This window comes from Sphingomonas sp. T1 (assembly GCF_902506585.1).
Lineage (GTDB): Bacteria > Pseudomonadota > Alphaproteobacteria > Sphingomonadales > Sphingomonadaceae > Sphingomonas > Sphingomonas aerolata.
The window spans coordinates 2,148,124-2,158,800 of record NZ_LR733875.1 but is presented as its reverse complement, the minus strand read 5'-3'; the positions used below and the strand labels follow the sequence as shown (position 1 = coordinate 2,158,800).

Sequence of the window (10,677 nt, the reverse complement as noted above, 5' to 3'; positions counted from 1 at the left end):
CGGGGGCCCGTTGCCATCCCCCCTCCCGCACGCACCGGCGCCGCCGCGGTTAGCCGAGAATGGTGCGCGCGCGGTCGCAGTCGATGTCCATCTGCGCGATCAGCGCGTCGAGGCTGTCGAACTTCGCCTCGGGGCGCAGATAGTCGATCAGCGCGACCTCGATCGTCTGCCCGTACAGGTTCTCGGCGAAATCGAAGAAATGCGGCTCGAGCAGTTCCTTCGGCGGATCGAAGCTCGGGCGGATGCCGAGGTTCGCCGCGCCCTTCAGCACGCGGCCGTCCTCCAGCCGGCCGGTCACCGCGTAAATCCCGTAGGCGGGGCGCAGATAGTTACCCATGTCGAGATTGGCGGTCGGATAGCCGATCGTGCGGCCGAGCTTGTCGCCATGCTGCACCACGCCCTCGATCGCGAACGGACGCGTCAGCAGCCGAGTTGCGGTCGCGATGTCGCCGGCACGCAGCGCCTCGCGGATCCGGGTCGAGGACACCGTCTCGCCATCCAGCGCAACCGCGCCGACGGTTTCCGCCCGGAAGCCGTGGACCGGGCCGCGCGCGGCGAGCGTGTGGACCGTGCCGCTCTTGGCGTGGCCGAAGGTGAAGTCCTCGCCCGTCACCACGCCGCCGATCCGCAGATTGCGTTCGAGCCGGTCGGCGACGAACTGCTCGGCGGTCAGCGCAGCGAGATCGCCGTCGAAATGGAACACCACCATCGCATCGGCGCCAGCGTCTGCGAACAGCCGTTCGCGCTGGTCGAGCGTGGTGAGGCGGAAGGGGGGCGTATCGGGGCGGAAATGGCGGACCGGATGCGGATCGAACGTCGCCACCAGCGCGGGGCGACCCTCCGCCTTGGCCCACGCGATCGCGCGCGCGACCACCGCCTGGTGACCGAGATGGAATCCGTCGAAATTACCCAGCGCCACGATCCCGTTCGCCAGATGCGAAGGGATGGATGCGCCACCGTCGAGCCGTTGCATGCACGGGTCAGTACCCAGACGCCGCGGATGACGATAGTCCTTCCGTGTCGTTGTCTCCCGCGCCTCCTTGTTGTCCCGCGAAGGCGGGAGTCCAGTCCGAGCTCCCGCCGTCGCCGGGGAACAGTCTTTACCGGCGAGTGAGGGTGACGAAGCTGTAGGGTGGACGCTGTTTTTCGCCCGGGTGATCTTCGCGGGCGATCTCGTGCCAGCCGTCAAACGCGGGGACGATGGCGTCGCCTTCGGGTTCGTCATGGACTTCGGTGAGCTCGATCCGGTCCGCATGGGGGAGCAGCTGCGCATAGATCTGCGCGCCGCCGATGACCGCGACGTCGTCCCCGGCCATCGCGAGCGCCTCGTCGATCGAATGCGCCACTTCCGCGCCGTCGGCGTGCCAGTGACCGCGGGTGAGGACGATGTGGCGGCGGCCGGGGAGGGGGCTCGGAAAGCTCTCGAACGTCTTCCGGCCCATCACCATCGGCTTGCCCATCGTCAGCGCCTTGAAGCGCTTGAGATCGGCAGGGAGGCGCCAGGGGAGCTGGCCGTCGCGGCCGATGACGCCGTTGCTGGCGCGGGCGAGGTAGAAGGTGATCATGCGGCGCATCATGGCGGATATGGGGGCGGGGGGCTATGCTTGTATCACCGCCCCGGCGAAGGCCGGGGCCCAGTTGGGGGACGTCGGTGGTGAAGGACGGCGCTCCGTTACCACCAACTTTCTACCTGGTCCCCGGCCTGCGCCGGGGTGGTAAGAAGCGGGTGGATCAGTTCGGGGCGTGTTCCTTGACGTACGCCTCGGGATCCTTCTCGACTACCTTCACGCCGTTCAGGTGGTTCGCCTCGAACGCCGCGAACCGGACGCCCAGCTCGTGCCGCTCTTCCAGCGTCGCATGCTTGCGGAAGTCGGTCAGGCCCTGGCGCTCTTCCTCGGCGAGGTGATCGCTGTTCGCCTTGTTGCATTCGCCGACCGCCTCGAACCACGCGTCCGAGCCGACCGGGTGCTTGTCGACCGCTTCGCCGGTTTCGCGGATGTCGTTGTGATCCTCGATCGCATCCTCGGTCTCCTCGGCGGCCGAGTCGGCGTCGTTGCCGCCGGTGCCGATCTTCATCAGCCGCGGGTAGAAGAAGCGCTCCTCCGCCTCGGCATGCGCGTCGAGCAGGTTCTTGAGGCGGGTCCACAGTGCCGAAAGCGCCTCGGTGTCCTTGGCGTCGATGCTGTCGATCTGGGCGAACAGCGCGCGCTGCTGGGCATGTTCGTCGAGGATGAGCTGGGTGATGTCCATGATGGCCTTCCGAATGGGTTCGGACGGTCAACCGCGCGCGCCGTCACGGGTTCCTATTGCGATTCGCTCTCTGTTCGGGCGGCGGGTCTAGACCGCGACGGGTGCCTTGATGTGCGGCTGCGCGACGTAATCGTGGAGTACGAAATCCTCATACTCATACGCATCGATCGAGTCGGGCGTGCGCACGATCTCGAGCCGCGGGAGCGGGCCGGGGGTGCGGCCGAGTTGCAGTCGTGCCTGCTCGAGATGGTTCGAATAGAGGTGGCAGTCGCCGCCGGTCCAGATGAACTCACCGACCTCGAGTCCGCATTGCTGCGCGAGCATGCGCGTCAGCAGTGCGTAGCTGGCGATGTTGAACGGGACCCCAAGGAAGATGTCGCCCGAGCGCTGGTAGAGCTGGAGCGAGAGCTTGCCGTTGGCGACATGCGTCTGGAACAGGCAGTGGCAGGGGGCCAGCGCCATGGCGTGCAGATCGCCCGGGTTCCACGCGCAGACGATCTGGCGGCGCGAGGCAGGGTTGGTCTTGATCTGATCGACCAGCTCGGCGATCTGGTCGATATGGCGACCGTCGCCGGCCACCCAGTCGCGCCATTGCTTGCCATAGACGGGGCCGAGATCGCCGCTCTCGTCCGCCCATTCGTCCCAGATCGCGACCTTGCGGTCCTGCAGCCAGCGAACATTGGTGTCGCCGCGCAAGAACCACAGGAGTTCGACGATGATCGAGCGCAGGTGAAGCTTCTTTGTCGTCAGCACGGGAAAGCCCTGCGCCAGATCGAAGCGCATCTGCGCGCCGAAGACGCTGAGCGTGCCCGTGCCGGTGCGGTCCATCGTCTCGACTCCGGTCGAGAGCACGCGGTCCATGAGGTCTAGATATTGGCGCATCGCGACGGCCTAGCGGTGCGGGACGGATCGCTCAAGCGGATGCAGTTGTGGATGCGACAGGGGCGGCGATGCGACAGTCGAGGTGGTGCCCGCCTCGCCCGCCTCCGCTCCGATCATTGCCGACCTTGCAGCGGCGTGCGCGCTGTTCGCAAGGCTCGGGCATGCAGCGACCGAAGCGGTGGCGGTCGCCTATCTTGATCCGAATCGGAGGCTTTTGGGCATGCGGCATGTGGCGGGCGGGCGCGATCAGGTGCGGATCGCGGTACGCAGTATCGCTGCCGATGCGCTGGCGTTCGCGGCGCAGGGGGTGGTGATCGCGCACAATCATCCGAGCGGGGACGTGACCCCGAGTACCCGCGACGTGGCGTTTACCCGTGCGCTGGCGGCCGGGTTGCGGACCGTGGAGGTCGTGCTGCTCGATCACGTGGTGATCGCTGGCGACCGGGTGGCGAGCCTGCGCGCGATGGGGGTGGTCTGACGGTCCGGAGCAACACCTGCTCCACCCGGTGGCGCTATTTCGTCCGGCAGGCGCGGATCGCCTCGGGCGCGGGGCGCGGGCCGGTCGCACGGAACATGGCCATATAGCCGCCCGCCGACGGCATCTCGTCCCTGTCGACCTGCGTATAGCCGACCGCCGCGAACTCGCATTTGAGCAGTGCGGGCGGCGTGCCGTGGTTGCGCGTCTCGCGATCGGCATCGACGACGACGACGAGTCCGTCGGGTTTCAGGGAAGGGCGAAGCCGCCACAGGAATTCATAGGGCTGCTCGATCTCATGGTACATGTGCACCATCAGCACGCGGTCGAAACTCGCCGGGGGCAGCTTCGGATCATTGGCTTCACCGAGCCGCACGCTGACATTGGCGAGATCTTCGCGCGCGACGCGCTCCGCCAGCTGGTCGCGCACGCTCGCGACGATGTCCTCTGCGAGAACGCGACCGTCCTTGCCGACCCGCGCGGCGGCGCGGATCGTGTAATAGCCCTCGCCTGCGCCGATATCGGCGACGGTCATGCCCTTGCGGATATCCGCCTTGGTCATGACCTCGCCCGCTTCGTTCAGCCGGTCGCGCGCCTCCTCGTTCGACCAGCGCGCGGAGACGATCGACGCGACCGGCCGGTCGGCGGCGGGGAAGGAGTCCGCATCCTTGGGTTCATGCTGGATCAGCGGTTTGCTGCCATCGCATGCCGCCAGCAGCCAGAACGGAGACAGCAGCAGGGCCAGGACGCGCGTCATCTTCAATCGACGTCCTCCACCTCGACCGCTTCGCCGGTCACACGCTGCGACAGCGCGGCGGCCATGAACGCCTCGAGATCGCCGTCGAGCACGTCCGACGGACTGGTCGAGACCACGCCGGTCCGCAGGTCCTTCACCATCTGGTACGGCTGCAGCACATAGGACCGGATCTGGTGGCCCCAGCCGATATCGGTCTTCGACGCATTCTCGGCATTGGCCGCCTGCTCGCGGATCGCGAGCTCGCGTTCATAGAGCCGCGCGCGAAGCTGGTTATAGGCCTCGGCCTTGTTCTTGTGCTGCGATCGCTGGTTCTGGCACTGGACGACGATGCCTGTCGGGACGTGCGTGATGCGCACGGCCGAGTCGGTCGTGTTGATGTGCTGGCCGCCTGCGCCCGATGCGCGATACGTATCGATACGCAGGTCGCTCTCGTTATACTCGACCTCGATATTGTCATCGACGACCGGATAGACCCAGACGCTGGCGAACGACGTGTGACGACGCGCCGCGGAATCATACGGGCTGATCCGCACCAGCCGGTGAACGCCGCTCTCAGTCTTGGCATAGCCATAGGCGTTCTCGCCCTTCAGCAGCAGCGTCGCGGACTTGATCCCCGCCTGCTCGCCCGAATGCTGGTCGACCAGTTCGACCTTCAGCCCGTGGCGTTCGCCCCAGCGCGAATACATCCGGCTGAGCATGCCGGCCCAGTCCTGGCTTTCGGTCCCGCCGGCGCCGGCATTGACCTCGATATAGGTGTCGTTGGCATCAGCCTCGCCCGCGAGCAGCGCCTTGATCTTGTCCTTGTCCGCGCGGGCGGCAAGTTCGGCGAGTGCGGCGACGCCGTCCGCTTCCATCGCGGTGTCGCCCTCGGCCTCGGCCATTTCGATCAGCTCGGATGTGTCGTTGAGCTCGCTCTCGATCGCACGCGTCGCGCCGATCGCCTCGTCGAGACGACGACGCTCGCGCATCACCTCCTGCGCAGCCTTGGGGTCCGACCAGAGCGCCTGATCCTCGACGCGCGCGTTCAGCTCGTCGAGACGACGCAGTGCGCGGTCCCAGTCGAGAAAACGGCGCAACAGCGCCAGCGCGTCCTTGATGGTGTCAACGTGAGCCTGCGCTTCGGCGCGCATGGGTATTCTCCAGTGTTGGGACCGGCATGAACAGCCGGACCCGGAATATGGGGACGGCTAGTAGATTCCGCCCTGTCTTTGCAAGAAATCGCTGTCGCGCGCAGCCTCTGCCTTGGGGGCGGCGGTCGGCGCGGTGGTGGTGGTGGGAGCGGGGCCCGCACGGCGCGCGGCACGCCGCGGTTCGCTTTCGGGCTTGAACGCTTCCCAGATGACGCCCGGCTTGGGATCATCGGTGTTCGGCCATGTCCCATAGACCGGACGGCCGCTCCCCCGGTCGATCCGGACCATCCGGATGCCCGCGGGTGCGCGGAATGGCAGCTTGGGCAGATCGGCATAGGCCTTGACCGCGAACTGTTTGAAGATCGGCGCCGCCAGCGTGCCGCCCTGCGCTGCGCTGCCAAGGTTCCGCGGCGTATCGAAGCCGATATACAGCCCGCCGACATATTGCGGGGTTCCGCCGATGAACCAGACGTCGGTCGGGCCATTGTTCGTGCCCGTCTTGCCGAACATCGGCCGATCGAGATCGCGCAGCGTCACCGCGGTGCCGCGCTGCACCACGCCTTCGGTGATGTGGACCATCTGATAGGCGGTCATCGCGTCGAGCACCTGGCGCTGGCGCGCGACCGGACGCGGCATCGACTTGCCGTCCCAGTCGGGGGCGTTGCACCGGTCGCAGGCGCGCCAGTTCTCGGGCCAGATCACCTTGCCGTGCCGATCCTGGACGAAGTCGATCAGCGACGGCGGCCCGCCTTTGCCGTTGTTCGCGAGGATCGAATAGGCGTTGACCATCCGCCCCACGGTGGTTTCGCCGGCGCCCAGCGCGAAGGAGAGATAAGGCGCGTAATCGCCGACGCCCATCTTCTTGATGGTGGCAACGACCTTGGGCATGCCGGTCTGCGCGGCGGCGCGGACCGTCATCAGGTTGCGCGACTGTTCGATGCCCCAGCGCATCGTGTGCGGCCCGGCGCCGCGCGAATTGCCGAAGTTGCGGAAGCATTTCTGCCCCAGTCGTGCGCCCTGATAGACACAGAACGGCCCGTCGACGATGATCGAGGCGGGCGTCATGCCGTTGTCGAGCGCGGCGGAATAGACGATCGGCTTGATCGTCGATCCAGGCTGGCGCATCGCCTGGGTGGCGCGGTTGAACGCCTGGAGCCGGTCGTCGAAGCCGCCCTGCATCGCAAGCACGCGGCCGCTGGCAGGCTCCTCGACGACGAATGCACCCGAAACCTTGGGGATCGCCCGGAGCGCGAACTCGCCGCCTTCGGGCGCGACCGCGATGATGTCACCCGTCTTGATCGCCCCGAACGCATTGCCGCCCTTGCCGCGCACCGCCATCTGCGCGGCATAGCGCGGCAGCGTGCCGGTCTTGCCGGTGCGGAAGCCGAGGTTCCAGCTATTGCCGTCCTTGCCGGTCACGATCGCCGCGACCCAGTTGCGGTAATCGAGCGCGATGTTGCTGTTGAGCAGCGGCTGGAGCCAGTTGTCGTCCTCGATCTCGACATGGCGGATCGGCCCGTTCCAGCCGCGCCCGCTGTCGAAGCGGACCAGGCCATCACGCAAGGCCTGCTGCGCCAGATCCTGCAACCGCGTGTCGAACGAGGTCCGCACCCAGAGGCCGCCCGAGTAGACGCTGTAAGGTCCGTCCTTCGCGCTTTCGCCGAACTTGGCCATTAGCTGGCGGCGGACTTCCTCGACGAAATAGCCGCCGACGCTTTCAAACCGCGGCGTGCGTCGCAGCACGACGCCCAGCGGTTCGGCGTTCGCCGCGTCGAATTGCGCGCGGGTGATGAACCCGTTCTCGAGCATCCGGTCGAGCACATAGTTACGCCGCGTCATTGCGCGGTCGTGATAGCGCACCGGATCGTAATTCGACGGACCCTTGGGCAGGATCGCGAGATAGGCGATCTGGGCGAGATCGAGCTGGTCGAGGTCCTTGTCGAAATAGGCGTGGCTGGCGGCTTCGACGCCGAACGCGTTCCGGCCAAGCGCGATCTGATTCAGATAGAGTTCGAGGATCTGCGGCTTGGTCAGCGTATCCTCGATCTTATACGCCAGCACCGCTTCGCGCAGCTTGCGCGTCGGCGAGTATTCGTTGCCGATCAGAAGGTTCTTGGCGACCTGCTGCGTGATCGTCGATCCGCCGCGGGCGCGTCGGCCGCTGCCGATCTTCGAGACATAGTCAAAGACCGCGCCGGCAAGTCCCGGAAAGTCGACGCCGTGATGCTCGAAGAACGACTTGTCCTCCGCCGCCAGGAACGCATTGATCAGCATTGGCGGATATTCGGCGAAGCTGAGCTCGACGCGACGTTCGCGCGCATAGCTGTGGATCGGGGCCCCATCGATCCCGCGCACATTGGTCGGCAAGGGCGGTTCGTAGGTGCGCAGCGTATCGACCGAAGGAAGGTCGCGGACGACGATCAGCCAGAAGCCGAACAGCGCGATCAGCCCGAGGCCGAACAACGCGAGCGCCGCCTTGGTCCAGCGGCTCGCCCAGACGCGCGCGACACTGCCGCGCAGCCTGTCGGTGGTCCGGCGGGTCGCCGTCGAAGAGTTTGGGGAAGGATCGGACGCCATATTCGTGCCCCGCGTCTAGCAGGTTCGCGCGTCCTTGCCAGCCGCGTTCGGCGGAGTGGGGGGTGGGCACGACGGTCGCGGTGGTGCGCGGACCTCTGAAAAGCGGTTGCGCCACGATCGATCTGTGGCAGCAGGCGGCGATGACCCCGCCGCCGCTACCGATCCTTGCCGTCCTGCCCGAACTGCTTACCGCGCTGCGTACGCGGTCCTCCGCCGTGCTCGTCGCGCCGCCGGGCGCGGGCAAGACGACCGCGGTCGCGCCTGCGCTGCTCGAGCAAGCCTGGTGCACCGGCGAGATCCTGCTGCTCTCACCCCGCCGACTGGCGGCGCGCGCCGCGGCGGAGCGCATGGCGGCGACGGCGGGCGAGCCGGTCGGCCGGACCTATGGCTATGCGACGCGGATGGACAGCAAGCGATCCGCGGCGACGCGCGTCACGGTCGTCACCGAGGGCATCTTCGTCGCGCGGATCCAGTCCGACCCGGAACTGGCGGGGGTGTCCGCGGTGCTGTTCGACGAGGTGCACGAACGCAGCCTCGACGGCGATTTCGGGCTCGCGCTCGCCCTCGACGTGCAGGCGGGCTTCCGCCCCGACCTGCGACTGGTCGCGATGTCGGCGACGCTCGACGGCGCGCGGTTCGCCGCGGTGATGGACGACGCGCCGGTGATCGAGAGCGAGGGGCGCAGCTATCCGCTGACGCTGCGGCATATCGGTCGCGCGGCAGAGGCGCGGATCGAGGATGGCATAGCGGCGGCGATCCGCCGGGCACTCGTCGAGGAGCAGGGGGGCGTGCTCGCCTTCCTGCCCGGCGTCGCGGAAATCGAACGGACCGCGGACCGGCTTGCGAACCTGCCCGACGACATCGTCGTGCACGAACTCCATGGCAGTCTCGATCCGGCGGCGCAGCGCGCGGCGATCCTTCCCGAACCCGATGGCCGTCGCAAGGTCGTGCTGGCGACCAGCATCGCCGAGACCAGCCTGACGCTCGACGGGATCCGGATCGTCGTCGATTCCGGTCTCGCGCGGCGTCCGCGTTACGATCGCGCGGCGGGCATGACCCGCCTCGTCACCGAACGCGCGAGCCAGGCCGCGGTCACGCAGCGGGCCGGCCGGGCCGCGCGTCTGGGCCCAGGCACCGCCTACCGGTTGTGGGAAGAGGCCGCGACCGCGGGGCTGCCGCGCTATGATCCGCCCGAAATACTCGAGGCTGATCTGTCCGCGCTCGTACTCGCCTGTGCCTTGTGGGGTGTCGCCGACCCCCGCGACCTGCGCTGGATCGATGCGCCGCCCGCTGCGGCGATCGACGAGGCGCTACGCCGGCTGGCGACGCTCGGAGCGATCGACGCAGACGGTCGCCCGACGGCGCATGGCCGCGCGATCGCAAAGCTGCCGATGCCGCCACGCCTCGCCCATATGCTGTTGCGCGCCGGGGAGCGGGGGCTGGCCGAGGTCGCCGCGCAGGTCGCGGTGCTGCTCGGCGAGCGTGGCATCGGCGGCCAGGATGTCGATGTCGAATCCCGCTTGCGCCGCTGGAAGACCGAACGCGGCGCGAAGGCGCAGGCCGCGCGCGGGATGGCCGAGCGGTGGGCCCGCCTCGCACCGTCGCGCGGGTCTCTCTCGCCGGCAGACGGGGGCGTCGCCACGTGCATCGCGCTTGGCTATCCCGACCGCGTCGCCCGGCGGCGTGATCCGTCCGGCGAAACCTGGGCATCGGTCGGCGGACGCGGGTTCCGGCTCGATCCGACGTCGCCGCTGGCGCGTGCGGAGTGGCTTGCGGTCGCCGATACGCAGGGGTCTGCGGCAGGCGCACGGATCCTGTCCGCGGCGGTGATCGACCAGCCGACGGTCGAGGCGCTGTTCGCCGATCGGATCGAATCGCGCCGCACGGTCAGCTTCGACCCGGCGACCGGCGGCATCCAAGCGCTGCGCGACCGGCGGCTCGGCGCGATCCGGCTGTCGAGTGGTCCGGACAGCGGCGCGGATCCCGACGCGATCCTCGCCGCGCTGTTGGAGGCGGTTCGCGAGCACGGTCTTTCGCTGCTGCCGTGGAGCGACGGCGGGCAGGCGTTGCGCGACCGCGCCGCCTATGCAGGCGTGCCGCTCGACGATGCGGCGTTGCTCGACCGCCTGGACGAATGGCTCACGCCGCTGCTCGTCGGAAAGCGCCGACTCGATGCGATCGCCCCGGGGGCACTCGTCGAGGCGTTGCGCAACCTGCTCGGCTGGGATGCGATGCAGACGATCAACCGCCTCGCGCCGCCCGATTTCACGAGTCCGGCGGGCAGTACGCACGCGATCGACTATGCCGCCGAGGGAGGCCCCCGTGTCGAGCTGCGCGTCCAGGCGCTGTTCGGGCTGGGCGTGCACCCGACCATCGGCGAAGCGCGCGTTCCGCTGGTGCTGAGCCTCACGTCGCCGGCCGGGCGCCCGATCCAGACGACGCGCGATCTGCCCGGTTTCTGGGCGGGAAGCTGGGTCGCGGTCGCCAAGGAAATGCGCGGTCGCTACCCCAAGCATCCCTGGCCCGACGATCCCGCCGCTGCATCGGCGACGCTGCGCACGAAAAAGGCGGATGCAAGGGGCGCAACTTCGCGATAAGGGGATGCC

Annotated in this window: 9 protein-coding genes; 2 read left to right on the top strand and 7 right to left on the bottom strand. The window is 68.1% G+C overall.

What is annotated here, in order from left to right:
* Positions 1-49 precede the first annotated feature (49 nt).
* The 4 genes from GV027_RS09805 to GV027_RS09790 all read right to left on the bottom strand — a co-directional run bounded on the left by GV027_RS09805 (position 50) and on the right by GV027_RS09790 (position 3,132).
* Entirely contained in the window at positions 50-973 is a 924-nt protein-coding gene (locus tag GV027_RS09805; protein ID WP_159511737.1) for a bifunctional riboflavin kinase/FAD synthetase, read from the bottom strand.
* A gap of 127 nt (positions 974-1,100) precedes the next feature.
* Positions 1,101-1,565 (bottom strand): dihydrofolate reductase, encoded by a 465-nt coding sequence (locus GV027_RS09800; protein ID WP_031440006.1) that lies wholly within the window; start codon positions 1,563-1,565, stop codon positions 1,101-1,103.
* A gap of 166 nt (positions 1,566-1,731) precedes the next feature.
* Positions 1,732-2,250, bottom strand: a complete 519-nt coding sequence (locus GV027_RS09795; RefSeq protein ID WP_031395906.1) for a hemerythrin domain-containing protein — start codon at positions 2,248-2,250, stop codon at positions 1,732-1,734.
* Between the two features lie 87 nt (positions 2,251-2,337).
* Positions 2,338-3,132: a thymidylate synthase gene (locus GV027_RS09790; protein WP_159511736.1), complete on the bottom strand. Its 795-nt coding sequence runs from the start codon at positions 3,130-3,132 to the stop codon at positions 2,338-2,340.
* Positions 3,133-3,214: 82 nt separating this feature from the next.
* On the opposite strand from GV027_RS09790, the gene GV027_RS09785 reads away from it, so the two are divergent.
* Positions 3,215-3,610 carry a JAB domain-containing protein gene (locus tag GV027_RS09785; protein ID WP_107045959.1) on the top strand — a complete coding sequence of 132 codons (396 nt, stop codon included), beginning with the start codon at positions 3,215-3,217 and terminating at the stop codon, positions 3,608-3,610.
* A gap of 34 nt (positions 3,611-3,644) precedes the next feature.
* Here the strand turns inward: GV027_RS09785 and GV027_RS09780 are convergent, their stop codons facing one another.
* Genes GV027_RS09780 through GV027_RS09770 form a run of 3 tightly spaced genes read right to left on the bottom strand, consistent with a single transcriptional unit; the run spans position 3,645 to position 8,071 of the window.
* Positions 3,645-4,364: a class I SAM-dependent methyltransferase gene (locus GV027_RS09780; RefSeq protein ID WP_159511735.1), complete on the bottom strand. Its 720-nt coding sequence runs from the start codon at positions 4,362-4,364 to the stop codon at positions 3,645-3,647.
* A 2-nt stretch (positions 4,365-4,366) separates the two neighbouring features.
* Complete coding sequence (gene prfB / locus GV027_RS09775) at positions 4,367-5,494, bottom strand: peptide chain release factor 2 (RefSeq protein WP_159511734.1); 1,128 nt, start codon at positions 5,492-5,494, stop codon at positions 4,367-4,369.
* A 57-nt stretch (positions 5,495-5,551) separates the two neighbouring features.
* A complete protein-coding gene (locus GV027_RS09770; protein WP_159511733.1) occupies positions 5,552-8,071 on the bottom strand; it encodes a penicillin-binding protein 1A in 2,520 nt (839 codons plus the stop codon).
* A gap of 140 nt (positions 8,072-8,211) precedes the next feature.
* On the opposite strand from GV027_RS09770, the gene hrpB reads away from it, so the two are divergent.
* Positions 8,212-10,668: an ATP-dependent helicase HrpB gene (gene hrpB / locus GV027_RS09765; RefSeq protein WP_159512841.1), complete on the top strand. Its 2,457-nt coding sequence runs from the start codon at positions 8,212-8,214 to the stop codon at positions 10,666-10,668.
* Positions 10,669-10,677: the final 9 nt, after the last annotated feature.